Origin of the sequence: Bacillus bingmayongensis, assembly GCF_000299035.1 — a bacterium.
GTDB lineage: Bacteria > Bacillota > Bacilli > Bacillales > Bacillaceae_G > Bacillus_A > Bacillus_A bingmayongensis.
Window position 1 is genome coordinate 1,187,456 of sequence record NZ_JH921517.1, and the last position, 26,572, is coordinate 1,214,027.

The 26,572-nt window shown below is 35.1% G+C and carries 25 protein-coding genes, 1 pseudogene and 1 riboswitch; of the genes and pseudogenes, 18 read left to right on the top strand and 8 right to left on the bottom strand.

The genetic code is table 11. The features are described 5' to 3' along the window. Window positions 1–142 precede the first annotated feature (142 nt). The 3 genes and pseudogenes from Y7E_RS0113140 (at window position 143) to Y7E_RS29695 (ending at window position 3,193) form a co-directional block, all read left to right on the top strand. A complete protein-coding gene (locus tag Y7E_RS0113140; protein WP_017151718.1) occupies window positions 143–835 on the top strand; it encodes a hypothetical protein in 693 nt (230 codons plus the stop codon). 141 nt (window positions 836–976) lie between these two features. Beyond that, complete coding sequence (locus Y7E_RS29690; RefSeq protein ID WP_017151719.1) at window positions 977–1,891, top strand: aromatic ring-hydroxylating oxygenase subunit alpha; 915 nt, start codon at window positions 977–979, stop codon at window positions 1,889–1,891. Window positions 1,892–2,206: 315 nt separating this feature from the next. Then, window positions 2,207–3,193 (top strand): annotated as a pseudogene (locus tag Y7E_RS29695) (NAD(P)-dependent alcohol dehydrogenase). Between the two features lie 212 nt (window positions 3,194–3,405). Here the strand turns inward: Y7E_RS29695 and Y7E_RS0113155 are convergent. Further along, on the bottom strand, window positions 3,406–4,698 hold the full coding sequence (locus Y7E_RS0113155) for a histidine--tRNA ligase (protein ID WP_017151721.1): 1,293 nt from the start codon (window positions 4,696–4,698) through the stop codon (window positions 3,406–3,408). Between the two features lie 437 nt (window positions 4,699–5,135). Here Y7E_RS0113155 and ybaK point away from each other — a divergent pair, with 437 nt between their 5' ends. After that, window positions 5,136–5,609: a Cys-tRNA(Pro) deacylase gene (gene ybaK, locus Y7E_RS0113160; protein ID WP_017151722.1), complete on the top strand. Its 474-nt coding sequence runs from the start codon at window positions 5,136–5,138 to the stop codon at window positions 5,607–5,609. 166 nt (window positions 5,610–5,775) lie between these two features. Here ybaK and Y7E_RS0113165 read toward each other — a convergent pair whose 3' ends face one another. Both Y7E_RS0113165 and Y7E_RS31695 read right to left on the bottom strand, forming a co-directional pair. Further along, complete coding sequence (locus tag Y7E_RS0113165; protein WP_017151723.1) at window positions 5,776–6,690, bottom strand: class I SAM-dependent methyltransferase; 915 nt, start codon at window positions 6,688–6,690, stop codon at window positions 5,776–5,778. Between the two features lie 244 nt (window positions 6,691–6,934). Next, window positions 6,935–7,129 (bottom strand): hypothetical protein, encoded by a 195-nt coding sequence (locus tag Y7E_RS31695; RefSeq protein WP_081584604.1) that lies wholly within the window; start codon window positions 7,127–7,129, stop codon window positions 6,935–6,937. Window positions 7,130–7,783: 654 nt separating this feature from the next. Here Y7E_RS31695 and Y7E_RS0113170 point away from each other — a divergent pair. From Y7E_RS0113170 to Y7E_RS0113205, 8 genes are all read left to right on the top strand, one after another. Then, a complete protein-coding gene (locus tag Y7E_RS0113170) occupies window positions 7,784–8,962 on the top strand; it encodes a macrolide family glycosyltransferase (RefSeq protein ID WP_017151724.1) in 1,179 nt (392 codons plus the stop codon). A 530-nt stretch (window positions 8,963–9,492) separates the two neighbouring features. Further along, window positions 9,493–9,978: a ribonuclease E activity regulator RraA gene (gene rraA, locus Y7E_RS0113175; RefSeq protein ID WP_017151725.1), complete on the top strand. Its 486-nt coding sequence runs from the start codon at window positions 9,493–9,495 to the stop codon at window positions 9,976–9,978. A 380-nt stretch (window positions 9,979–10,358) separates the two neighbouring features. Then, entirely contained in the window at window positions 10,359–12,254 is a 1,896-nt protein-coding gene (locus Y7E_RS0113180; protein WP_017151726.1) for a DUF4430 domain-containing protein, read from the top strand. A 55-nt stretch (window positions 12,255–12,309) separates the two neighbouring features. Beyond that, complete coding sequence (locus Y7E_RS0113185; RefSeq protein WP_017151727.1) at window positions 12,310–13,155, top strand: DUF4430 domain-containing protein; 846 nt, start codon at window positions 12,310–12,312, stop codon at window positions 13,153–13,155. A 22-nt stretch (window positions 13,156–13,177) separates the two neighbouring features. Beyond that, window positions 13,178–14,056 (top strand): energy-coupling factor transporter transmembrane component T, encoded by an 879-nt coding sequence (locus tag Y7E_RS0113190; RefSeq protein ID WP_026049202.1) that lies wholly within the window; start codon window positions 13,178–13,180, stop codon window positions 14,054–14,056. Continuing rightward, window positions 14,029–15,690 (top strand): ABC transporter ATP-binding protein, encoded by a 1,662-nt coding sequence (locus Y7E_RS0113195; protein WP_193352110.1) that lies wholly within the window; start codon window positions 14,029–14,031, stop codon window positions 15,688–15,690. Before Y7E_RS0113190 ends, Y7E_RS0113195 begins: the two co-directional genes overlap by 28 nt. Continuing rightward, window positions 15,663–16,385 carry an ECF transporter S component gene (locus Y7E_RS0113200; protein ID WP_017151730.1) on the top strand — a complete coding sequence of 241 codons (723 nt, stop codon included), beginning with the start codon at window positions 15,663–15,665 and terminating at the stop codon, window positions 16,383–16,385. Before Y7E_RS0113195 ends, Y7E_RS0113200 begins: the two co-directional genes overlap by 28 nt. Before the next feature lie 214 nt (window positions 16,386–16,599). Continuing rightward, entirely contained in the window at window positions 16,600–17,322 is a 723-nt protein-coding gene (locus Y7E_RS0113205; RefSeq protein ID WP_017151731.1) for a YwiC-like family protein, read from the top strand. 34 nt (window positions 17,323–17,356) lie between these two features. Here Y7E_RS0113205 and Y7E_RS0113210 read toward each other — a convergent pair whose 3' ends face one another. Then, the gene (locus Y7E_RS0113210) at window positions 17,357–17,548 is read right to left on the bottom strand and encodes a hypothetical protein (RefSeq protein ID WP_017151732.1); all 192 of its coding nucleotides are present in this window, start codon (window positions 17,546–17,548) and stop codon (window positions 17,357–17,359) included. A 131-nt stretch (window positions 17,549–17,679) separates the two neighbouring features. Continuing rightward, a riboswitch (SAM riboswitch) is annotated at window positions 17,680–17,778 on the top strand. Between the two features lie 100 nt (window positions 17,779–17,878). Here Y7E_RS0113210 and Y7E_RS0113215 point away from each other — a divergent pair. The 3 genes from Y7E_RS0113215 to Y7E_RS0113225 all read left to right on the top strand — a co-directional run bounded on the left by Y7E_RS0113215 (window position 17,879) and on the right by Y7E_RS0113225 (window position 19,364). Next, the gene (locus Y7E_RS0113215) at window positions 17,879–18,139 is read left to right on the top strand and encodes a hypothetical protein (RefSeq protein WP_017151733.1); all 261 of its coding nucleotides are present in this window, start codon (window positions 17,879–17,881) and stop codon (window positions 18,137–18,139) included. 287 nt (window positions 18,140–18,426) lie between these two features. Continuing rightward, on the top strand, window positions 18,427–19,002 hold the full coding sequence (locus tag Y7E_RS0113220) for an NAD(P)H-dependent oxidoreductase (protein WP_017151734.1): 576 nt from the start codon (window positions 18,427–18,429) through the stop codon (window positions 19,000–19,002). Then, the gene (locus Y7E_RS0113225) at window positions 18,999–19,364 is read left to right on the top strand and encodes a hypothetical protein (protein WP_017151735.1); all 366 of its coding nucleotides are present in this window, start codon (window positions 18,999–19,001) and stop codon (window positions 19,362–19,364) included. The genes Y7E_RS0113220 and Y7E_RS0113225 overlap by 4 nt, the downstream gene beginning before the upstream one ends. 52 nt (window positions 19,365–19,416) lie before the next feature. Here the strand turns inward: Y7E_RS0113225 and Y7E_RS0113230 are convergent, their stop codons facing one another. The 4 genes from Y7E_RS0113230 to Y7E_RS0113245 all read right to left on the bottom strand — a co-directional run bounded on the left by Y7E_RS0113230 (window position 19,417) and on the right by Y7E_RS0113245 (window position 23,867). Continuing rightward, window positions 19,417–20,763 carry a short-chain fatty acid transporter gene (locus Y7E_RS0113230; protein WP_017151736.1) on the bottom strand — a complete coding sequence of 449 codons (1,347 nt, stop codon included), beginning with the start codon at window positions 20,761–20,763 and terminating at the stop codon, window positions 19,417–19,419. 107 nt (window positions 20,764–20,870) lie between these two features. After that, window positions 20,871–22,133, bottom strand: a complete 1,263-nt coding sequence (locus tag Y7E_RS0113235) for a serine hydrolase domain-containing protein (RefSeq protein WP_017151737.1) — start codon at window positions 22,131–22,133, stop codon at window positions 20,871–20,873. Between the two features lie 100 nt (window positions 22,134–22,233). After that, window positions 22,234–23,433 carry an MFS transporter gene (locus Y7E_RS0113240; RefSeq protein WP_017151738.1) on the bottom strand — a complete coding sequence of 400 codons (1,200 nt, stop codon included), beginning with the start codon at window positions 23,431–23,433 and terminating at the stop codon, window positions 22,234–22,236. Between the two features lie 14 nt (window positions 23,434–23,447). Then, the gene (locus Y7E_RS0113245) at window positions 23,448–23,867 is read right to left on the bottom strand and encodes a MarR family winged helix-turn-helix transcriptional regulator (protein ID WP_017151739.1); all 420 of its coding nucleotides are present in this window, start codon (window positions 23,865–23,867) and stop codon (window positions 23,448–23,450) included. A 190-nt stretch (window positions 23,868–24,057) separates the two neighbouring features. On the opposite strand from Y7E_RS0113245, the gene phaZ reads away from it, so the two are divergent. The 3 genes from phaZ (at window position 24,058) to Y7E_RS0113260 (ending at window position 26,461) form a co-directional block, all read left to right on the top strand. Next, window positions 24,058–24,960: an intracellular short-chain-length polyhydroxyalkanoate depolymerase gene (gene phaZ / locus Y7E_RS0113250; RefSeq protein WP_017151740.1), complete on the top strand. Its 903-nt coding sequence runs from the start codon at window positions 24,058–24,060 to the stop codon at window positions 24,958–24,960. Window positions 24,961–25,080: 120 nt separating this feature from the next. Further along, entirely contained in the window at window positions 25,081–26,277 is a 1,197-nt protein-coding gene (locus tag Y7E_RS0113255; protein ID WP_017151741.1) for an MFS transporter, read from the top strand. Beyond that, entirely contained in the window at window positions 26,261–26,461 is a 201-nt protein-coding gene (locus Y7E_RS0113260) for an NETI motif-containing protein (RefSeq protein ID WP_017151742.1), read from the top strand. Before Y7E_RS0113255 ends, Y7E_RS0113260 begins: the two co-directional genes overlap by 17 nt. Window positions 26,462–26,572 lie beyond the last annotated feature (111 nt).

Consider the following 26,572-nt stretch of genomic DNA (forward strand, 5'->3'; position numbering starts at 1 on the left):
TTTTAAAATTAGATTCATGATTAGTTGTCGTATAAATATGAAGATTTCTGTCGGAAAGATGATGGATAGAACAAAAAGGGATTTGTATAGATAAATAGAATCGTAAGAAGGAGGATAAAATTGTAAATATAGGAGGCTTTTTATGAAAATGAAAAAGATAACAATTGCATTGCTAGCAATTGGGACAATGCTCTCCATTACAGCTTGTAGTACCTCCACAGAAAAAGATCAAGTGAAAAAGGAACAAACGAACGCACAAGAAGAAGCAAAAACAACGAATGCTGATGAAACATCTGCAACGAAAAACGGTGAGAAAGAAACAAGCACATCTTCTAATGAAAAAACAGAGAAAGATCAAAAGAATTCCAAAGAAACGTCTGGAACTGAGAGTAATGAGAAAACAACGAATCAAACTTCAAATGCCAAAACTAACGAGCAAACGACAAGTGGAAAAAATTCCGAAAAAGAGACGAATACAAAAACGACAGAACAATCTACTAATGGAACAACTTCAACGAAAGATACAAATAAAAGCGTGGCTGTGAAAACGAATGTGAAAGCAGTTGCGCAACTTATTGACAGTTTGGATAAACAATTAGCTGCAAACCCTAAGTTAGATATAGTGAATAAATTAGGGAAGCAAATAAACGAAAAGTGGGATGTCATCGAAAAAGAGTTAGAAGCGACTCATCCAACTGATTATAAAACGATTGGACAAAGTATGTATCCTTTAATTGTTGCGGCTGAAAAAGAAAAAATAGATGTGAAACGAATAAAGTCATTAACGACGAAAACAAAGCAAGATTTGAATCAGCTTTTAAATAAACTTTCTTAAATGAAATTACGTATAGTGAAAAGGAGAAACAATAAAGGTTTCTTCTTTTATTTGTGCCTTCTATTAAAGTAGAAATTTTCATACTATAAAAAGTACACATAATGTAAAAATACTAGCTTTAGAGTGATGGGGGAGGTACATATGAATGAAAATATAAATCGTATATTCCCGTGTACCTGGTATGCTGTCTGTTTTTCAAAAGATGTTACGAGTCAGCCGATAAAGAGAAGGATAGTAGGAAAAGAATTCGTTTTATTTCGTAATGAGAATCATAAAATTCAAGCAATACATGCGTATTGTCCGCATCGCGGGGCGGATTTATCTCTTGGTTCAATTCGAAAAGGGAGAGTAACATGTGTATATCATGGATGGGAGTTTGATGGAGGAGGTACTTGTGTATGCATTCCATCGCAGCCTTCGAAACCGATACCGAAATTTGCACATACGAAGTCTTATCCTGTAATTGAAAAAGCTGGACTAATTTGGGTGTATCCAGACTACCAGGTAAGTGATGGGGAATTACCGGTATTGGAACTATTTGACGAAGTTGAAGATACTAGTTTTGTATTTTCGCCATATAAAGTAAATTGGAATGCTCACTTTACAAGAGTTGTAGAAAGTGTACTAGATGTTGTACATTTAAGCTTTGTTCATAAGAATACAATTGGGAAAGGCTCAAACCCTGAGTTAGAAGAACTGCAAATTGAAGGTGATTTAGATGCATTTTCCTTTAAAAATGGTGAGGCCTATTTATGTTATAAGTTTCCTCAGCAATGGTTGTTAAAGCCGTTAGAGGGGATAAGCAAAAAGTTTATTAATTTTGTTACTTTTACACCGGTAGATGAAGAAGAAACAATAATTTTCGGATTAGCAGGTAGAAATTTTGCGAAAAAAATTCCGTTTCTACATACAATTTTTAGCCGGTATAGTTTGAAAGTTCTTCAAGAAGATCAAGTGGTAGTAGAAAGTCAGCACCCAAGACCAATTCCAGAAGCTTTGAAATTGGAGGCGCATGTATACGCAGATGCAGCGCAAATTAAGTTTAGGCAGAGATGATTTCAATTTTTGATGGGTGAAGAACGAACATGTTATTTAGATTAATAAAATAGTATACTATAAATTTGTTATGTAAACTCAATTTGTAATTATAGCTAAAAGGTTATGTTTAAAAAAGTGGCACACCTTTTAGCAAGCCGTTCTCTTTTGAGATACTCGCATTGGAAAAAGCATATATGAAAACAAGTATAAAAGCAGTGGATTTCGCAAGTGAAGTCTATTGCTTTTAGCATTTTGTTGAAGAGTGAAGCATTGTTCTATTTAATCGTGTTATTCGTATGATATTAATAAATAGACCAAATTGGAGGAAGGTTAATGAAAGCAATTGTGTACACAAAGTACGGTTCCCCCGACGTTCTTCAACTGAAAGAGGTAGAAAAACCCGTTCCTAAGAAAAATGAAATACTGGTCAAAATAAAAGCGACAACCGTAACAGCAGGAGATATTCGATCAAGGAGTTTTACGGTTCCTCGTTCTGTTTGGCTACCTGCTCGAATAGCACTTGGTTTTAATCAACCTAAAAAACAAATATTGGGAATGGAGTTAGCAGGAGAAGTTGAGTCAGTAGGGAAAGATGTCCAGCGGTTTAAGGAAGGAGACCAGATTTTTGCGGCTACCCAAGTGGGTTTTGGTTCTTATGCCGAGTATATTTGTCTGCCTGAAGATGGAGCAGTCTCTATTAAACCTTCTAATATAACCTATGAGGAAGCCGCTGCCATTCCAATTGGGGCACGTACAGCCTTGTTTTTTCTTAGAAAAGCTAACGTGCGGAGCGGTCAAAATGTTCTTGTCTATGGAGCTTCTGGAAGTGTAGGAAGTTATGCAGTACAGATTTCTAAGTATTTCGGAACAAAAGTTACAGGAGTGTGCAGTGACAAAAATTCAGAATTGATAAAATCTTTTGGGGCCGACAAGGCAATTGACTACACTGCAAAAGATTTTTCTACTACAGACGAGACTTATGATGTTATCTTTGAAGCGGTAAACAAGAGCTCATTTTCAGATTGTATCAAATTGTTAAAGAAGGACGGTACCTATATCGATATCGTTGAACCGTTGCCAAGTGTTCAAATGCTATGAACTAAATTGACAAGCAGCAAGAAACTCATATTAAGTCAAAATTCACCTGAAACTTCCGAATCATTAGACTTCCTTAAAGAACTTGTTGAGACGGGGGAGATAAAAGCGGTTATTGACAGGTACTATACGATTGAAGAGATTGTGGAAGCTCATAGATATGTCGAGAAAGGACACAAGAAGGGAAATGTCGTTATAAATGTAGAACATAACAATAAATACTAATAAATGAGGAACACTCCGAGGTGAATAACAATTTTTTTTGCACCTGCTAAATCGCATGGGATTTATACATGCGATTTAAACCTCTAGTACCATAAAAAAGCAGAGCGAATTCATGTGTGAATTGCTCTGCTATTATCCCTACTTTTATATGTGTTTTTATAGTTGCGGGTACTTCAAAAGAGAACCGCTTAACTTTTTAGTGGACCACCTTTTTATAAATAGTCTTTTAAAGTTCCATTTTCAATACAAGATAGGGGAACGTTTATTTCGGTACTTTCCTTCATATTACGTAAAACAATTGTTTTCGTAGAGATTTCAGTTTCACCAATAATAAGCACGTAAGGAATGTTCTCTTTATTTGCGTAATTAAGTGCTCGCTTTAGTTTACGGCCGGTAAGTTCAAGTTCTACCCTCATTGTACTATTAGAACGTAATTGCCCTGCTATTTGTAAACATTTCGTTTCCGTTTCAATAGGAATAATGAAAATATCAGCAGAAGTAGATTTAGTTTCTTTTCGCTCAAGAGCTGTATAAATAACATCCAAGCCAAAGGAAATTCCTACTGTTGGATAGGAGGTATTATCCTTACGAAAGGCTCCAATTATATTATCATAACGTCCACCACTACCAATGCTTGAAGTGATACTTCCATCTGCTAAAAAGATTTCATAAACTGTGCCTGTATACATTGTAAGCCCTCTTGCTAAAAATGGATTGAAAATGGTATTGTCTTGGGCACCAAGGGCGAGTAGGTATTGCTGTAATTGTTGTAGTTCATTGATTCCTTCTATTATAAGTGGATTTGAGAAAGTTTGACTAAATGCATCGAGTTCTAATGTCATACAAGATTCAAGGGTATTACAAATAACCTCTACAGTTTCATTTGCGATCCCGCGGCTTTGTAAATCCTTTCGTACGCCATCGATCCCAATCTTTTCAAGTTTATCTAATGATAAAATGACATCATTTGTTTGTTCATCTGGAATTTCAATTGATTTAAGGATACCTGTTAATAACTTACGATTATTATATTGAATTGTAACAGCTAGATTTAAAGTTTTGAAAAGATCAAAGGCTATAGCCATTAATTCAGCTTCAGCAATAACAGATTCTACGCCAACTATATCAACGTCACATTGAATAAATTCACGGAACCTTCCTTGTTTTATTGGTCCATCACGAAAGACTTTTCCGATTTCATAGCGTTTAAAAGGAAGGCGAATTTCCGGATTCATTGCTACTACTTTTGCAAATGGGATTGTTAAATCATATCGAAGTGCGAGTTCACGATTTCCTTGATCGCGTAGTGTATACATTTCTTTTAAAATTTCAGCACCGCCCCCATATTTGTAGGCCATCATTTCATACCGATTTAAAGTAGGTGTTTCAAGCGGCTTACAGCCATATCGTTCAAAAGTGTCTTCACAAGCTCGTTTAATCTTATTCCGTAACAACTGTTCCTTAGGCAAATAATCTCTTGTTCCTTTTACATTTCTTACATCCATTTGAATCACTCCTATTTTAAATTAAAAAAGCTATGCAGGTATAAAAATACCCACATAGCTTTATGAACGCTTCGTGGGTAACAGGAAAAGCCCTGTACCCACGAAGAAAAAATTCTTCGGATACACGGCATTATGTATGATGATGAAGTTGGAAAGAAGTATTATAATTAAACATGAATGATCTCTCCTTAATTTTTTTAAATATTATAACGAATGATTTTTGAAATATCAATGTTTTTTGAAAATAAAATAAAATTAACGGATGAATCTGAACGTAAATAAATAGTGTGAGTGATAGAATAGGTTTGTCAACACTTGAGAAAAAATACCAAAGTAAGATAAAATATTTATGTATTTGAAATTATATTTTTAAAGTTATCGTCTCAATTCCTATATGAAACAGTACATATAAATTTATTGCAGGAGGATTTATCGCAATGGAATACAAAACGAATGTAATGCGGTTGTTAGATAAGAAAAAAATCAACTATAAACATTATAGCTATGTGGATACGGATGCAATTAGTGGAATCGATGTTGCTTTGGTATTAGGACAATCTCCCGATCAAGTATTTAAAACATTAGTAACCACAGCGAAATCGGGGCAGCATTATGTTTTTGTTGTACCTGTAAATAAAGAATTAGATTTGAAAAAAGCAGCTTCTAGCGTTCGTGAAAAATCGGTAAGTATGCTGAAATCAAAAGATTTACTCTCGCTTACGGGTTATATTCATGGTGGTTGTTCGCCGATTGGAATGAAAAAATCTTTTCAAACTGTCATTGATGAAAGTGCCACTGATTTTGAAGCAATCATATTTAGTGCAGGTAAGATAGGGTATCAAGTTGAGATGGGATTAGAAGATTTGAAAAAAATCATTCGCTTTGAAGTACAGGATATTGTAGTGAATTAGTATATTATTTTAAAGATGAGAATGAGAAAAAAGAGCCAAATGGCTCTTTTTTCTCATTCTGTTGTTCTTCTATTCAATATCAATGCAAAGCATTCATTGTATCCAATGGGGTATTTCTATGACGTTCAGCTACTATTCTATTCTTAAGAGAAAATCAGCTAAAGTTTTATTTTTTTACAGCATGAATGTAATGAATGGTTTCAAAGGCAGATAGGTAGTCTTTTCGATCGGCAAAATAACATTCATGAATAGCAGCTGGTGATAAATGTTCATAAATGAGTAAACCTGATTTTTCTAACATACTCTCAATTTCATAATAAGAAAAACACGACTTCATGGGCTCTCCGCTTGCTGAAGCCATTTTCACCATGTTTTCAACTCTATTAGAGATTCCCTTCTCTTCAAAGAGTTTTTCGTCTGCATAATCTAAAACGATGGAACTACCTGCTGGTACCTTAGTAAATAAATTATCTATTAAGCTTGAAATTTCCCTTTTCGTTAAATAATAAGAAACACCTAAAAGGCTAAAGAACGTTTTTTTGTTATCAAATCCTTTATCTATTAGATTTTGATAGGAAAACGTTTTGGTGAAATCCATAGAAACAAAATGAAGGTTACTTGGAATTTTAAAATGAGCCTCATCTAATCTTTTCTTTTTAAATTCCTGTGTAGCAGGGTAATCAATTTCAAATATTTCTAAGCTGTTTTCAAATTCTGGATGTCGAAAACTAAAAGTATCTAATCCGGCACCAAGTATGACGTATTGTTTTAACCCTAACATAATTTCATTAAGTAATACTTGTTCACAATACGCAGCACGTGCCAAGGGTGTTGGAGAAAGTTGGATTTGTGTAATCCATTTTAATATTTCTTCTGTATTTCCCTTGAATTTTTGTGCGATATCTTTGTTGAAGAAATGTATGCCTTGAACCATATTCTCTTTGATGTCATTGAATTCTTTTTCTGAAATTAAGTCTTTAGCTATATAATCATTAAAGATTCTAGGGGTATCAAATTGACTATGATAGGATCTGCCAAAAGCTGATATTAGCGAAGTTACACTTGACTCACCTTTCTTCATACAAACACACTCCTTCATTTTAGAACAAAAAATAGGATTCCCCTGGCCAGGAGAATCCTATTATACATCTCAATTAAATAAAAGTAAATTATAGCACAAATAAATTTATTTGTCAAGTTAAAAGGGTTGTTTATTACGTTCTTTTTTAGATGTCTAAAATCGATATAAACATTTAAAGGGAAATCTCATTATGAATGAAATAAAGTCCAAGTCGCCTAGAATAATTGTATAGTAACTTGTACCATTAACAATTTGATAAGGATTGTACTTCAGTTGAATATCTTTTATAGTCTGGATATTCAGTGAGAGTCCGGCGTTCTGGTTTAAGTAATTGATTAATGAAAGATATATTTGTAATTTCTTTGTTGTAACGTGAAAAAAATGAAACTTTAACTTTTGAATTAGGAGGAACAGTGAAGACTAAAGGTCTTTTTGGCATGCAAAACAACTCCTAAAATAAATTATTTGGCAATTATATATTTTATCCCGCTATTTGCGGGCAGTAAAACCTCTATCTCAAGATTCAGAGAGAAGGGAGGGAGATTCGTGGGGGATGAAGAAAACTTCCACTGATGGAAGTTTCACTTTATATTAAAAGTGTATTCATTCATACAATATTCAAATTTTATGGAGTTGGTTATGTATTAGCCCTTATGTAAACAAATGCAATACAAAAGAGCAGCTAGCAAAAGCTAACTGCTCAGCCCCAGGGAAAGGGAGAAAAGATTGTAGGTACTGCAAAATTGAATTAAAGCTGTTCACCAGCCTTTATATAGTATGTACATAATTTGAAATATTATACAGAAGAGGGATGGCTAATATAGAAAAATTAATCTACCTCTCCCTTAAAATATAAAGGGAACAGGTCGTTTAGTTGTTTTAGTATATGTCTTATTTTCAGGGTCACTTCAATAACAAGCAGGGTTTTATTTTTGTAAATCATTCTAAAGTTGTAAGGATTCTTAGTCTTTTGTATGAGGGAAAATTTTAAAAATACAGTTAAAATGAGGATAGTGGTTAACAGAATATTACATAATGAAAAAGCTGTTAAACGACAATAGCACCATTTGAAAATGTAAGGAGTGAATAGCTGATGTTGAACATATTAATGGTTAACTTTCCTGCGGAAGGACATGTGAATCCTACTCTTGGCATTGTAAAAGCATTTGTTGAACGAGGAGATCATGTACACTACATTACCACTGAAAAGTTTAAGGAAAGACTTGAAGGAGTTGGAGCAATAGTCCATCTCCATTCTGATTTACTTAGAAAAGTATCAATAAATACTTCTACTTCTTCTGGCTTAAATGCGTTTTTGAACATTCATATTCAAACTTCGCTCGACATTCTAGAAATCACTAAGCATTTATCAGAAACCATGGATTTTGATTTTATTATTTATGATAAATTCGGTGCAGGGGAATTGGTAAGGGATTACTTAAATATTCCGGGTATCTCTTCATCAGCATCATTTTTAATGCCTGAGGACTTTCTAAAGAAAATGCCTTTCAGCCCGGATTCGCCAGCGGCATTACAACCTGATGAAAAGGTTGAAAAGTTACTATATCAAATAAAGGAGAAGTTCGGTGTTTCGCCAAAAAATATGCTTCAATTTATGAATAATACGGGTGCTGTAAATATTGTATATACAAGCCGGTATTTCCAACCTAACAGTGACCTTTTTGTGGAGAACAATATTTTTATCGGTCCAAGTTTTCCACAAAGGAAGACAACAAATCACTTTCCCCTTGAAGTATTAAAAGGAAAAAAGGTTCTTTATATTTCTATGGGAACAGTTCTAGATCAAGTAGAACAATTTTTCAATACTTGTATTGATGCTTTTTCAGATTTTGAAGGAAAAGTTGTGCTAGCAGTTGGAGAGAAAACTGATTTCACTAAAATTAAGCAAGCTCCAGAAAATTTTATTATTTCTTCATATGTACCTCAATTAGAGGTATTAAGCCAAGCAGACGTTTTTATTACGCACGGTGGAATGAACAGTGTTAATGAAGCAATTCACTACAAAGTACCTCTAGTTGTTCTACCTCATGACAAAGATCAGCCGATGGTGGCACAGCGATTAACAGAGCTCAGCGCCGGCTATAGATTATCGAGGGACAATATTAATGTTTGCTCTTTAAAAGATGCCGTAAAAGAAGTTCTCTCTAACAAAAAATATAAAGAAGGGATACAAAAAATCAATGATAGCTTCCTAGCATGTGGTGGACCAGAAGAAGCTATTAGGGTCATTGATTCCGTTGTGAAAAAATAATATCTTTAGCCGAGTATGTAGAAAAAATCGTTGAAACATAGATCTATTTAAGGAAACTTGATGATGTAAGATACCTTACATACACTTAACCCTGCTAGTAATCAATAAGCAGGGTTTTCTTCTGTCCGAATATCCTCTACATGCATATCTGAAGTCTTCATTCACAATTCTAATTGCAACTGGCAGTGTTGAAATGCTTTTTTTATTTTTTCACAATTACAAAATATAGAGCCGTTAGCGGCTAAGTATGATGTGTTTTTAAAGATTCATATAATAGAAGAAATGCAGAAAAGTGCTAACAAGTTTACTATAGAAGATAACTAAAAATAACTACTTGAGCAGCCTCATTAGTATATGGAGTTTTATACTTATCAAGTAGGCGATAAGTGTTCGTTTTGCTGCTCATACATTAGACTCTCTTATATGTATTTCTTATTAATTAGCATACAAAATTTTGCAATATAAGACAGGTAAAAAATAAAACGACAGGAATATATAATATATATCGAAAAAAGAAGTGAGGGAGAAAGATGTGGAGAACGACAGATCTTTGTGATGCTTTTGAAGGAGAAGTACAAGTATGTAGGCCTATTTTTCAATCATACGGAAGGAAAGAACAATTTCATGGGAAGATTGCAACGGTTAAAGTGAAAGATGATAATGTATTAGTAAAGGAAGCGCTGCAAACTTTACCGGAGGGAACTGTTTTAGTAGTTGATGGAGAGGCTTCTATGAATTGTGCGTTACTTGGAGACAACTTGGCAAATATAGCAAATGAGCGAAATATAGCCGGAATTATTGTGCATGGATATGTTCGTGATTCTAGGGAACTGCGAAATGTAAATATTGGTATTTTAGCATTAGGTACCGTGCCAAAGAGAAGTATAAAGGAAGGAAAAGGAGAGACGGGAATTTCATTGCATTTTGGAGAAATCAGGTGGATACCGAATCAATTTGTGTATGCGGATGAAGATGGTGTTATTGTATGCGAGCAACCAATTCATAGTACCCTATAGTACCTATATAATAGACGTTTTAAAAATTAATGTAACTGACTATTATTCTTAGAAAATAAATCCAATAAAGCATAGACAAAATCACGTGTCAATAGTAAAATAATACAGAAATTTATAATTTGATGAATGTATAGGTATGTCGTTTATACGATAACTTTAAAAGGGGATTAGTGGAAGTTAAATAGGTTCGCCGCTAAAAGTGAATGTTATCACAATAATACATTCATAAGCTACATTATCTTTCCTATACAAATACAACCGCTATCTATGCGGATAGGAGGTGTTGTGCATTTTGTTTAGCACTCACGGTAGAGTGCTATTGCACGCCCTTAAAGGGCCTTTTTTTATGTATATGTAAGCAAAGGGAGGAATAACCAAGGATGGCGATGATGAAAAAATGGCTGCTTACGTCGATAATGGCAGTTGCATTAGTGTTTGTTTCATTCACAAATACTGTACATATTACGTTTGCTGAAGGAAAAACAGCAACACTTGCGATCATTGGGGAATCGCAAAAAGGAGTTATTCTATGTCCGAAAGAAGTGCCTATTGAAGATGGAGAAACAGCCTATAGTTTGTTACAAAAAGTAATGGGGACTAAAGTAACAGCTGAAAATACGAAATATGGTATCTATGTTAAAGGTATTGACGGTTTAATGGCTGGTGAGACAAGTGGCTGGACATATGATGTAAATGATAAAGCTGCCATGGTAGGGGCAGATAGTTATAAATTAGAATCTGAAGATGTTGTTGCATTTCGTTTTGTTGAAGATTGGAACAATATGAGTACAGAAAAGTTGCAACAAGTACTCGATAAGATTGGAACTTGTGAAAATGATCCAGGTGTAACAAAACCAGAAGAACAAAAGCCAGATGGTCAAAAGCCAGAGGAACAAAAACCAGAAGAACAAAAGCCAGATGGTCAAAAACCTGAGGAACAAAAACCAGAGGAGCAAAAGCCAGAGGAACAAAAACCAGAGGAGCAAAAACCAGAAGAACAAAAGCCTGAGGAACAAAAACCAGAGGAGCAAAAACTAGAAGAACAAAAGCCGGATGGTCAAAAGCCTGAGGAACAAAAACCAGAAGAACAAAAGCCTAATGAGTTGAAAGAGCCAATCGAAAATGAATTACTAATGAAGCAATTAGATCAAGCGATTGCTAAAATATCACAAAAGATGATGGAAGATGGAATTGATAGTGATTGGGTAGCAATTGCACTTGCTCGTTCAGGAAATAATATTCCAGTAGAAACAAAGATTAGTTATTTACAATCTTTAACGCAAAAAGTAGAAAAACGTGTGGAACGATTTAGCGCTACAGATGTAGCAAGAACTGTTTTAGCGGTATCAGCGGTAAATGGGAATCCAACGAATGTTGCAGGAACGAATTTAGTTCAAAAATTGTATCAATCAGAAAAGTTAAATTCTGTTACTGGTTATACATTCGCTTTACTTGCACTTGATACAAAAAAATATGAAGTACCAGCTGGAGCAAAGTGGGGCCGCGCTGCTTTAGTAAAAGAGATTTTAAATGCACAGCATACAGATGGTGGCTGGACATATAATGTTGAAAGTAGTAAGGAAGAAGCTAGTAATATTGATGTAACAGGTATGATTTTATCGGCATTAGCACCGTATCAAAAACAACCAGAGGTAAAACAAGCTGTAGACAAAGCAGTACAATATTTATCAAATAAACAATTGAACACTGGCGGATTTGAAGCTGACGGCCAAGAAAATTCTAACAGTGTTGCGCAAGCGATTATTGGACTTGCCATTACAGGAATTGATCCAACTAGTGACGCATTCACTAAAAATAATATAAACGCAGTTTACAATTTAATATCATACCAACTTGCAAATGGCGAATTTAAATGGTTGCCAAGTGACGAAGAGGGTAGTAGTATGGCTACTGAACAAGCATTTCTAGCACTTGTTCAATATAAAGCATTTGTAAATGGTGAAGGTTCTATATATGATTGGACAAATTCATCAACTGAAGGCGATAAAAACTCAGTTGAAGAGCCGAAGGAACCTGTAGTGGATGAGAAAAAAGTGATTGAAGAGCAAGAAGTGATTCAAAAACAAGAGAAACAAACAAATGATGAGAACTATCGTGTTGTTACAAAAGACAACACAGTAAATAATGAAAAAACTGCGATAAATCGCTGGTTACCGAAAACAGGAGCATCTGCTTGGGATACTGCTATGCCAGTAGGAATGGGCGTATTATGTATCGCTGCTGCATATGTTTTATGGAGACGAAAAGCAGCTTAACAAAAATTAGGAGCAATGATTTGCTCCTAATTTTATTAAGAAGGGTGAGAAAAGCATGAGTATGATGAAATGGTTACTCTCATTTGTCCTTTCATTTGGATTGCTTGTTGGATGTAGTCAAAATGAGTCAAAACCTGAACAAAAAGCAATTTCAAATCAAACAGAACAAAAAGAGGAACTGAAACAAGAAGAGAAGAAAGACGAAAGTAAACAGGAAGAGCCGGAAGAATCAGTCGAGAAAAAGCAACAAGAAGAGCAGCAAAAGGATAATCAGGAACAAAAACAGCAAGAACAACCTGAAATAAAGAAAGAAGAGAAAAAAGAGAAAAAAGAGCAAGAACCAGTTGCTGAGCAAAAACAGCAAGAACAACCAAAAGCGAAGCAAGAAAACGCTGAGCAAACGAAAGCGCCAGAAGCAAAACCAGAAGTAAAAGAAGAAGCGAAAGTAGTTAATCAGCCGAAAGAAACACCAAAGCAGGAACAGCCGAAAGAGTCGTCTCCTAAGGTGGAAGTGCAACCACAACCAGAAGCGAAGCAAGAGCTAAAACCAGAACCAAAGCCAACACCAGAACCAGAACCAGAACCAAAGCCAACACCACAGGCTCAGCAAGTTACCATTTCTGTACGTGGAGATCAAGGGTATTTATCTAGTGCGAAGAAAGTCGATGTAAAAGATGGAGATACAGTTTTTGATATATTAACAAGTACAGGTTTAGATGTTGATTCAACTGGATCGGGAAATAGTAAATATGTAAAAGGGATAAATGACTTATATGAATTTGACAAAGGACCAAAAAGCGGATGGAAATACCGTGTAAATGGTGCTTTTCCAAATCGTAGTGCCGGTGGATATAAAGTAAAACCAGGCGATAAAATCGAATGGGTATATGTGTTAAATTAGGAAAGGGCTTTAGGTAAAGGTTATGAAAATTATCTTTTCTTCTTTACATCCTTTTGTGAATTTTTTCTATTATATTGGGGTGATGATACTATGTATGGTGTGTCTTCACCCTCTTTTTTTAATTGGTGCGATTATTATGATCGTGTTGTTAAACATCATGCAAGGAAATGGTGAGAAAATAAGAACAATGTTACCAAGCACGTTTATTTTCTTTGTCATGGTTATTGTGTTAAATCCTTTGCTAACGCATAGGGGCGCGACTACATTATTTCGTCTAGGGGATAATCGAATTACATTAGAAGCGTGCATGTATGGACTAATAATGGGATTGTTGTTACTTGCTATTATGTTCACATTTACTTCCTACAATGATGTGATTTCAAGCCATAAATTTTTGTATTTATTTTCACGGATTTCACCGAAAGTTGCGCTATTGACAATGATCACAGTCCGTTTTGTTCCTTTATTTACCCGGCGTTTAAGACAAATTACACTTGTTCAAAAAACAAAAGGTGTTCAATTAGATTCAGGCTCATTCATAGGGAGAATCAAAAATGGAATGAAACTTTTGCAGGTGTTACTTGTTTGTTCTTTAGAAGACGCATTACAAACTGCAGATTCCATGCAAGCGCGTGGGTTTGGAGTGACAAAGCGTAGTACATATATTCGGTATCGCATGGGGAGACAAGATTGGTATATACTTGCTTGTTTAGTGTTTGTATTACTAAGCTGTTTTGTACTCAATTATTATGGTGCTGGCAAACTATCAATCTATCCAAGAGTGGAATCAGTTGCATTTCAGCAATATGATGGAATACTATTTATTTTATTTATACTGTTTATTAGTTTACCAATCATAATGGAAGGGAGGGAATGGTTATGGTGGCGCATGCAGAAATAAAGGACTTAACATTTACGTATGCTGATGAAAAAGTACAAGCATTAACGGGCGTTTCCTTAGCGGTTTCTCAAGGTGAATTTATTGTGCTCGCTGGCCGTTCAGGATGTGGTAAGACAACACTTTTGAAGCATTTTAAGAAAGAGTTACTTCCAATTGGAAGGCGTACAGGTAATGTGTATTATAACGGGACTTCTGTACTGGAGATGCCAGATTTATTGTCAGCACAAGAAGTGGGAATGGTGTTTCAAAATCCAGAAAATCAACTTGTTATGGATACGGTCATTCAAGAATTGGCATTTTCTCTTGAAAATGTTGGTCTAGAGACCAATATAATTCAAAAGAGAATTGCTGAATTCATTAGTTTTTTAGGTTTTCAAGATTTGTTACACCAATCTGTTCATACATTATCCGGAGGACAAAAACAACTTGTTAATTTAGCAGCGGTTCTTGTTTTGCAACCAAAATTGTTACTGCTTGATGAACCGACAGCACAGCTTGATCCAATTGCAGCAAAAGATTTTTTAGGGTTATTGAAACGAATTAACGAAGAACTCGGGATTACAATTATAATGAGCGAACATCGTTTAGACGAGGTAATTCCACTAGCAACTCGCGTTGTGTTTATGAATGCTGGGGAAATTATTTATGATGGAATCCCGCAACATGTCATATCGAAAATGTGGGCATTAGAAGAATTCCGACCATTTATCCCTCAAATTCCAAGGTTGTTTTTAGAATGGAATGTAGAGCAAATACCCTTTACAGTAAGGGAAGCACAAACACAAATTCATTCCAACGTATCTATCGAACATGAAGTGCCAGTTATATCACAAACAGAAAAAAAAGAAGTGATTTTACAAGCAAAACATATATCATTTCAATATGAAAAAAATAGCCCTTTTATTTTACGGGACTTAACCTTATCAATTGAACAAGGGAAGTGGACTGCGCTTGTTGGGAAAAATGGTACTGGAAAATCAACACTTTTAACGATCTTGGCAGGATTAAATAAACCTAGAAGAGGAAAAGTACGGTGGAACGGAACGGAGATTCATAAAAGTAATTCAAAGGAACGATTTAAAAAAATCGGATTTGTATCACAACATCCGTATTATCATTTTATATTTGAGACGGTGTGGGATGAAGTTTTTGAAAGAGCAAATGAATTATATGGTGTTAAAGGGAAAGAAATTGCAGAAGATATGTTAAAACGATTTTGGCTTCATGCTATTCGCGATCGTCACCCGCATGATTGTAGCGGTGGGGAACAACAGTTAATTGCACTGTGCACAGCCTTGTTATCGAAGCCAAGTTTATTATTACTAGACGAACCGACAAAAGGCTTGGATCCAGAGAAAAAAGAAAGATTAGGTGGGCTGTTTCAAGAGTTACAAAAGGAAGGAACAACAATTGTGATGGCAACACATGATATTGAATTTGCAGCTAAATATGTGGATCATTGTATGATGTTATTTGATGGAAAAGTAATTATGGATGATATGCCAAAGAAATTCTTTAGTGATAATTTCTTTTATACAACATCTATTAATCGTTTTATTCGCAAGCAATTACCTTATGCATTAACGTGGGAGGATGTGTACAAGGCGTGTCCAAACGATATTTTGCTCTCATAACGCTTATTTTCATTATTGTAATAAGTACACTTTTGTTTGCTTCTTTTGTAACAGATGAATATTATATTTGGTATAGTTTATTTCTATTATGTATTATTATGTTACCTTTTTACATACGATTTGAGAGGAAAGCATTTGTTTCACGTGAAATAGTCATTGTAGCTGTTTTAGCGGCAATAGCAGCAGTTAGTCGTGTACCATTTTCCATTATGCCGAGTGTACAACCAACTTCCTTTGTTATTATTGTATCTGCAATTGTTTTTGGAAGTGAGACAGGCTTTATAATTGGGGCAACGGCAGCACTTGTATCTAATATATTTTTAGGACAAGGGCCTTGGACACCTTGGCAAATGTTTTCGTGGGGAATGATAGGTTTTATAGCTGGTTTACTGAGAAATACATTTATAATGAGAAAGTTATGGGGTAGGGTTATTTATGGATTCATAGCGGGTTTTGTTTTTGGTTGGATTATGAATTTGTGGGGGATACTTGGCTTTTTAGAAGGATTAACATGGAAAGACTTTATTGCATACTACGCTGCCAGTTTTTACTTTGATTTAGCTCATGCACTTTCAAATGTAATCTTTCTTGTTTTATTTAGTTCAGCGTGGATTAGAATCATTACGAGGTTTAAAAAGAAATACGGAATTTTAGATGGGGATAAAGAGTTATTATCTCAAGCAAACAAAGCATAAGCAAATATTGCAAAGCATAAGAATATAAAGTAGGGTCGCGACTTACATATTCGTTTGCCTCTTTCATGCTTCTTACCATTGGTGAGGAGCATTTTTTATACAGATTATAATATGAAAAGTGTCAAGAAATTGATTTAATATGTTTCGATTTTTATATGAGATTTTTTATATAATAGTAAATGAGAAAAAATTTCAAAGAGGAGATGCCATATTCATGAAGCTAGTTGTTCCAAAGCAGCACGGTGCATGGGGAATGCTGCTGATTCCATTTATACTTAGTGTTCTACTTGGTAAACCTACTTTATATCATATTCCGCTCTTTATCGCTTGGTTATGTATCTATTTAGCAACGTATCCATTTTTAATGTACATAAAGCAAACACGAAAGAAAGAATTTTTACATTCAGCAATTACTTATTTTATGATTGCATGTGTTTTCGGGATACTATCTTTACTATACGAGTGGAGAATTCTTTTCTTCGCAGCTATTATGATTCCACTCTTTGTGGTAAATATATATTTTGCCCATCAAAAAAAGGAGAGAGCTTTAGTAAATGATATTTGTGCAATACTCATTTTTTGCATAGGTGGTTTGATTAGTTATTATTTTTCGATGAAAACTGTTGATGAAATAGCTTTTGGAATTGCAGGTATTTCTTTTCTATACTTTTTAGGCAGTACATTTTATGTGAAAACAATGATACGTGAAAAGAATAACCCTACTTACCGCTATGTTTCATGGGGCTATCATATTTTCTTAATCATTGCCTCTTTAGTGGTAAATCCATGGCTTTCTCTTGTGTTTATACCAAGCCTAGTTCGTGCAATCGTCTTGTATGGTAAAAAGATATCTATATTAAAAGTTGGAGTTTTAGAAATCGTTAATTCTGTATATTTTTTAATTGTAACGGCAATACTGTTACAGTATGCCATTTGAAATACTTCCCATCTAGTAAAGAGATGGGAAGTATTTATTTTTGTTCTAAAATATGAACCGTATAATCACATGTTTGTAATGCATGTTCTACAGCCTGGAGAGATTTTTCGATTCGTTCTCGATTACCGCTTTTTTCGACTGTTTGCAATGCATTTTCTAAAGATTGTTTTGCTTCATGCAAAGAATGATAAGAATCTTGAACATATCTACGAGCATTTTTATTCATCATATTTTCCTCCTTTTCTACATACAATTTTAGTATGGGCGTTAGAAAAGAAAATATTACTCATTGCGGTTATTTTATATTGTTTGACAATTACAATAGAAGTAGCTATAGTAAGATATAAAGTGAATATTTTCTTATCCAGAGAGGTGGAGGGACTGGCCCGATGAAACCCAGCAACCGCGATGCAGGTGCTAATTCCAGCAGAACATATTTGTTCTGGGAGATAAGACGAAGATATATGTAACTTCTTCTTATCGAAGAGGTTTTTTTATTGTAAAAAAACCGATTCTAAAAACAACAGAATAAGAAGAAAGGGGTTGCAATTGTACTGTGACACTTGAAAAATATGTAAAGCTGCGTAATGCAGTATATGAATATATGATGGAACAAGATAAACCCATATCATTATTAGATATTCAAGAACATATCGTTTCGCATCATGAAGGAAAATTCACGAAAAAAATGTTACACCAATTTTATTTATCAAGGTTATTAGACGAACTGAAACTGGATGGGAAAATTACTTTAGCTAATGATGAATACCACTATGCTGAAAAAGGGGTATATTATAAGGCGAGAAAAGGGAGCTAGTTTAGTCTCTCTTTTTTTATGTTATAATATATCTGAAAATTTAAAATGTATGTAGAGTAAAAGACTGCAGAAGCAGCCTGATACAAGGGAATGGTGTTGAGTGTGTAGTGTCAAAAGTTGAATATGCCCTGAAAGAGACATTTCATTCGGCTAGAAACGAAAAGAGACACCTTCGCCGAGTAGGTGTCAGTTGGTTTGTCAAATGGGCTTGCCACTTGACATGTATTAGAATATCACGCAGCCTTTCGGAAGTCAAAAGGGAATTTAAGGAAAGGTGTTGTTAAAAGGTGAACATACTCATCATATATGCACATCCTAATCCATCTAGTTTCAATGCATCCATTTTAGAACATGTGCAAAAAGGACTGCAAGAAACATATCATTCGGTTATATTACTTGATTTATATAAGGAACAATTTAACCCAGTACTTATTTTTAATGAAGATAAGAGAAGACGTGATTTAGTATATGAAGAAGAGACAGAGAAATACAGAACGTTAATCAAGGAAGCAGATTTTTTAATTTTTATTTATCCAATTTGGTGTTGGGGAATGCCTGCCATTTTAAAAGGCTTTATTGATCGTGTTTTTGCTGCGGGGTTTGCATATAAATATGAAGGCGTAATGCCGAAAGGATTGCTTACAGGGAAAATGACGTGGGGTATTAATACTTTAGATTCGCCGTTATGGTATGTAGCGCTCTTATATCGCTCCGCAGATTGGGTGATTATGAAAAAAGGTATTTTACGATTTTGTGGTATACGTCAAATAAAACGTTCTGCTTTTCAGTCTGTAAAAACAAGTAAAGCAGTAAAACGTGAAAAGTGGCTTTTAGAAATACAAGAAAAGGCTAAAAAATTATGAGTGAAGTAGAAAATATAATGAGATGCTGTAATCGAAATGATGATTTGTTTCGTACGTATATCGTTTGTTTACTTCAATTCAAACATCATAATGAAGCGTTTAAAAAAGTATACCAAGAATTAAGAGCAGATTATTTAGTAAGGGGAATTTGTGAACGAGAAGTTGATGGGATCATCAAGGAAAGCAAAGAGTACAAAATGTATGATGTACCGAGAGTGTTAAGGTGGGATTTTTTGCGAAATAATCCATCAATGATTGAAAATGTTTGTACGACGTTATTTACATATAGAAGATTAAATCTTTCCTATGAGGAATGGGTAGATGTAATAAGATGTATAGAAAACAATGAATTACTGCCATAGTTATTATGTAAAAAAGCTAGTATAAAACTAGCTTTTTTTGTGAATTTTATATTCAGATGAAAAGGAAACATAAACCGATAACTGCACCTGCATAAAGTAAGTTAATCACACAGAACCCCATAATATCGCGGGCACCTAAGCCTGCAATAGCTAAAGCTGGTAATGCCCAGAAAGGTTGTATTAAGTTTGTCCAAGCATCTCCCCATGCAATTGCCATCGCTGTTTTAGCAGCAGGTACACCAAGTTCTGCGCCAGCTGGAATCATAATAGGAGCTTGTACAGCCCATTGACCGCCTCCAGAAGGTACGAAAATATTTACAATTCCCGCACTTAAAAATGTAAATAGAGGGAAAGTCGTTTCGTTTGAAATGCCAATAAAGAAATTAGAAATCGCTCCTCCAAGTGAAAGACCTTCGCTATTAGCTCCAATCATCATTCCCATAATTCCTGCGTAAAATGGAAATTGAAGTAAGATACCAGAAGCACTTTTCGTTGAATCTGAAAAGGCACGAATATATTGAATAGGGGTACGATGAAAAATAAGACCAGCGATTAATAATATAAAAATAACGATATCAAGAGTGAGGTTAAAGCCTTTCGTATTAAAGTAATGAAAGATATAGATAAGTCCTAATAGGCCAACGCAAACAGTGATCCAAATACTATTTTCCATCTTTTCAGCAAATGTACGGACCTCTATTTCTTGAGCAGCCGCTTCTTCTTGAAATACACTTGGATCAACAGTAATTGTATGTTTCGCATCAGGATGCATTGCTCGATTGATAAGTGGCATTGTTACTAAGAAGATGATTACAGGGACAATTGCATACGGCGAAAATAATGTTTCTGTGATTGGGATTGCTTCCTTTATGCTTCCAGCAGTTGTTTTGATTAATGTTTCTCCTCCAGATGCTAGTGTAAGTGGGATTGAGGCAGAAAGACCAGCGTGCCAAATAAGAAATCCGGAATAAGAAGAAGCAATGGCAAGTCGATAATCTAAACCTTGTATTTGTTTTGCAACTTCCTTTGCATATAAAACAGACACAACAATGCCAAATCCCCAGTTTATGTATGCGCCAAGTAAACTAACAATAGAAATAGCGATAATACCTTGTCCACTTGTTTTCGGTAATTGAGCTGCTTTTGCTAAACCTTTACGAATAAGCGGAGCGTTAGCTAAAGCAGAACCTGTAACGAGTACAAGTGCCATTTGCATTGCGAAAGCTAAGAGTCCCCAAATACCATTTCCCCAATGAGCGATCATTTCTACGGGTGTTTGCTGCGTTGCAAACATTCCGAAGAAGATAACAAAAATCGTTAATAAGCAGGACAAAATAAAGGGTTCTGGTAAAAAGCGTTGCACAAGAGCAACACAACCATTCGTAAAAGAACGAAACAAATTGATCAACCTCCTTAAGTTTATTTCCTTAAAATATTCGCTGTGGTTGAAGAAAGAACCTTTGTTAAACTGAAGATTCAGATAATTAAAAGGGAGAAGAAAAGCTCTCACTCATGTGAAAGCTTTTCTAATTGTTTTGCAATTTGTACATACATATTTGAATAAGTTGAATGAACGTCGCTACTTGGTTCAGCATCTGAGGAAAATTGTACAATTACCATATTAGCTTTTGGATCTATATAAAGACATTGACCATAACTCCCTAACACTTCAAAGGCACCTTGTTCATTGTGGGGAATCCACCATTGATTATGATAAGAAATAGATGCACCTGGCCCGATTGGTAGCTCATTTTCTTGTATGTTTTTTATACTTTCTGAAATAGAAGAAGGAAGAACTTGTACGCCATTGTAACGACCGTTATTTAAAATCAATTGACCAAACTTAGCCATATCTCTTGCAGTGGCGTTTAAACCGGCGCTCGCTTGTTCAACTCCTGTTTCATCAGTAACATAATAAGCATTTTCTTCCATACCTATTTTGGACCAAATTCGTTCGCTTACATTTTCGGCTAACGATTTACCGGTTACTGTCCGTATAATCCAGCCGAGTGTTTCGGATGAGCCGTTATTATATGAAAACTCAGTTCCAGGCGGTGCAGTTTCTTTTGCCTCTCGTAACATATCATAAATTTTCATAGGGCCATCATAGTTTTTACTACGAGGAAGCATATTACTAGCTAAATATAACTGAGCATCTTGATTTTCTAACCCTCGCTGCATATACCCATGTGTCGGGTATTCAGCAGAAATTTGCATGTCCATTAATTGCTGAATCGTTGCTTTCCCGAATGGCGTATTTCGTAATTCTTTGATGTATGTTTCAGCAGTCTTATTTACATCGATGAGTCTTTCTTCAGCTAATGATTGCACAAGCGCACCAGTAAATACTTTCGCTAAAGAAGCCATCCCGTGTGGCTCATTTTGTTTATATCCATTGAAATAATGCTCGTAAACAAGTTTCCCGTTATGTACAATGACAAACGCATCTGTTTTATTTTCATCCAGCAGTTTCTTTAAAGGAACATTTCCTCCATTTTCCTTTTTAACAGAGAAATCATCTAAGTTTTGTAGTGCAGTAGGGAATGTTGCTACTTGTTCAGGATTATTTTTCACTTCACTTGTTAACGCTAGTTCCTTCATATGTGTGTATGACCAACGTAAATAGGGGTCTTGTAACCAATTTTCCTTTGTCACGTTCTCTTTAGAAGGAGAGACCTTATTTTGTTTGAAAAGTACAAATCCAAGTCCTGTTACGACAAATAATAGTGTAAGTATAAGCAATAAAAGGGGGGACTTTTTAAAATTCATATATATACCTCCTTATTATTTCTACAATAAGTATACGCTCGTTTTGTTAGAAAGACAAAATAAGGAAAGTAAACAGAGAAGTTTACTTTCCTTATTAACGTTAAGCTGATATTTTTCCATCTGTACGTTGCTTTTTGAATTTTTGCTTTCTACCATGTAAGCCGTAATAAATAAGTAATGTAAATGCAACGATAATAGCAGCGATAAAATACATATTATGATAGCTTGTTTGGGCAGCGACTATACCTAAAATGAAAGAACCAAAACCAATGCCACTATCAAAGAATGAAAAATAAGTAGCTGTTGCTGAGCCGCGTCGATGGTTTGGAGCCGCGGAAATAGCAATGGTTTGGAAACTTGGAATTAATGTTCCGTAGCCTAAACCAATTAATACACCTGCACCAAGGAACCAAAATGACGTTTGTGCTTGGCTTAAGATGAACATTCCAATTGTAAACACAATAATAGAAGGATAAACAAGTATATTTTCACCGAAACGGTCAAATATCTTTCCTGTAAATGGACGAGAAAGTACAACAACGAGTGCGTACACGATAAAGAAGTAACTTGCAATCTCTCCTAAACCAATTTCTTTTGCATAAATAGGAATGAAAGATAATATGCCACTATAAGAAAATGCTAAAACAAAGCCTGTCAGAGCAATTGGAATCGAAGAAGGTTCAATTAAATCTTTCCATTTCATTCGTTCACGTTTTTGTTTACTTACTGGCTTTTCATGTGGAATATTTACAAGTAAACCTAATAGAAATGCTAACAATGAAAAGACAGAACAAACGATAAACAGAACCGTAAATGAAAAGTGTGAAATAATTGTTAAACCTAAAAAAGGACCGATTACCATCGGCAGACTCATAAATACACCAAAATAGGCAAGTGCTTCACCGCGGCGATGAGGTGGTGCGACATCTGTGACAATTGTACCTGTTGCTGTAGTCGCCATTCCAAATCCAATCCCGTGAAGGAAGCGCAGGGCAAGTAATAAAAATAAACTTTGTGCACCGAAATACATTACGGTAGCAGCTAAAAATAATGAAAGAGAAATAAATAAGATTTTCTTTCTCCCTAAATCGTCAAGCCACTTTCCGGTAAACGGACGGCATAGGACAGAAGAAATAAGGAATACTGTTGCGACTAAACCAATTTCTTCGGGTTTTCCTTTCAAGCCCTCTATTACATAGACGGGCAGGGTGGTCATAAGCATGTAAAACGTTAAAAAGAGAAACAGACTACTAAAACAAGTTCCAAGGAAGTCCTTCGTCCAAAGTCTCTCACTTTGCATCGTCATCCCTCCAATTAATCATCTAAATTTTTAATAATCGTTTTTAGCACTTGAAATGCTCGTTGCAAATCTTCTTCATTAATATTCTGCAACGTTTTTTCTTCGAAAGTATCAACTTCTTCTTGCCATACTGGAATCATTTCCAATGCTGTTTCTGATAAGGAAATGAGCTTTTCACGGCGATCTTTTCCCTCAGTTCGAATAATCCATCCCATCGTTTCCATACGTGTTAATGTGCGAGTCATTGTTGGTGATTCAACGTTTAAATACTGACATAACTCAGTTTGTGTACAAGGTCCGGTTTGATTGATTCGGAAAATGACAGCCCATTGTGCGCTAAATAAACCTGTTGGTGATACACGTTCATTAAATTTCTTAGTAAACTTTCGAGAAGTTTGACTGACAATGTGAAAAAAATGCTGTTTTTCGTCCATTTGTTTGATCCTTTCAAATTAGTTACCTAGCTAACTATATACCTTTTCACCAGAATTGTCTAGTGATAGACATGTTGTTTTATGTAAATAATTTGCATAATTTTTGTATTGAGAACATACATTCCATATGGTATTCTAAAAATAAGTTTAGAATTTTCTTTCTATTATAGTTGAATGGGGGGAACATGTGATGATTAAGCCTGCAACAATGGAATTTGTTTCGTTATCAAATGGAGAAACAATCGCATACCAAGAAGTTGGAAGGCGAAATAAAGAAATACTTATACTCATTCACGGGAATATGACATCTTCACAGCATTGGGATTTAGTCATTGAGAAATTACAAGATGAATATCATATTTATGCCATTGATTTAAGAGGTTTTGGGAAATCGACATACAATAAGCCAATAGATTCATTGCAAGACTTTGCAGATGATGTAAAGCTATTTATAGATGAACTGCAACTGAAAAAGTTTTCGTTGATGGGTTGGTCAATGGGTGGTGGTGTTGCGATGGAGTTTGCAGCTTCTCATCCGGAATTTGTAGAGAATTTGATTTTGGTTGAATCAGTTGGAATGAAAGGATATCCTATTTTCAAAAAAGATATAAACGGTCAACCTATCGCATCCACTTTATTAAAAACAAAAGAAGAAATTGCACAAGATCCAGTTCAAATTGCTCCTGTACTAGATGCAATCAAAAATATGAACAAGCTATATTATCGAACGGTTTGGGACTTACTCATTTATACACATAACAAACCAGAACCAGAGCGTTATGAAAAATACTTAGATGATATGTTAACACAGCGTAATTTTGTCGATGTAAACTATGCTTTAATTACATTTAATATTTCAGATGAACATAATGGAGTTGTACCAGGGAATGGGCATATTCATCGTCTTAGGGTACCGACTCTTGTCGTACAAGGAGATCGTGATTATGTTGTCCCGCAAGTGGTCGGAGAAGAATTAGCAAAACATCTTCCGAATGCTGAACTAGTCATATTAGAGGATTGTGGGCATTCGCCGTTTATTGATTGTTTAGATGAATTTATAAAGCATGTTACAGATTGGTTAGAAAATAAATAAGTTGCAATTATAAAAAGAAGTTAGATGAGATTCTTCTAACTTCTTTTTATATTCTTATACATTACTGTTCAAAACGTTTATAATGAAGGCTGGTGAACATGTAAAGGGAGAGGGAAGCGGATGTCAATACGGTTTACATTTTGGATTATGGTTGGAATTGTTGCGATTTCTGGATTATCACAAGGGATGCTGTTGCCAGCTATCGCGATGATTTTTGAGCAAGAAGGGATTCGTTCTAGTTTTAACGGTCTTCATGCAACTGCGTTATATATTGGAATTTTATTTATTTCGCCGTGGCTTGAAAAACCGATGCAACGGTTTGGGATGAAACCGATTATCGTAATCGGTGGATTTCTCGTTATTATTTCATTATTCTTTTTTACACAAACATTTTCATTTTGGGCATGGTTTATTTTGCGCTTTCTAGTTGGGGTAGGAGATCATATGTTACATGTCGGAACGCAAACGTGGATTACAACGACATCTGACCCTAGTAAAATAGGAAGGCAAGTATCTATATATGGAGTGTTTTTTGGTATTGGTTTTGCTGTAGGACCATACTTAGCTAGCACTGTTCAGTATGGACTTGCAACGCCATTTATTGTATCGACGATTCTTTGTTTAATTGGATGGCTACTATTACTTCCAATTAAAAACGCTTTTCCAGAGCAAGATGACACAGGAAAGAATAATGAGTCATCACTTTCTCGTTACAAACAAGTAGTTGTTCTTGCATGGATTGCACTTATTGGACCTTTAGCATACGGTGTGCTAGAAGCAATGCTGAATAGTAATTTGCCAGTATATGCACTGCGCAAAGGATGGTCTGTCGCTGATGTATCCTTCTTATTACCTGCATTTGCAATCGGAGGAATCATTACACAAATCCCGCTTGGTATATTGAGTGATAAATATGGAAGAGACCGCATTTTAATGTGGACATTCAGCATCAGTACAATTATTTTCTTATTTGCTGCGATGTTTGACGGGTATTATTGGATTGTATTTGGGTGTATGCTCTTAGCGGGTATGGTAATCGGTTCATGTTTCTCATTAGGACTTGGCTTTATGACGGATTTATTGCCAAGACACTTACTACCAGCCGGGAATATATTATCGGGAATTGCCTTTAGTATAGGAAGTATATTGGGGCCTGTATTAGGAGGCATATTTATAGAAAAAATACAGTATACAAGCTTTTTTATAGCGGTTATGATAATAATGGCAATTATTGCGCTTCTATATATCACATATATGAAAAGTCAACTAGCATCTAGAAAAATAGAAAGTAGGTTAGGACATGACAAAACAACCTAATAAGAAAAAATTTGAAGTACAAGAGAACGAAACAATTACAGATTGCTTAGCACGTATGGAACAAGAAGGATATGCACCTTCTCGCCGCATGGAAGAGCCGATCTTTCATGAAGTGAAGAAAGATGGAAAAACAGTTGTAGAACCGTGCGGAAGAAGAATTGTTTTTGAAGGAAAGTTGAAGTAAGGGGGAGAGGTCTTTGTACTGAGTCCCAAAAGTTAGACTTTTTTCGGAGTGATTCCTCACTCCGATTTTTCTTTTCGTTATGATCCAGTTTCGATACGATTTCAAGTATGA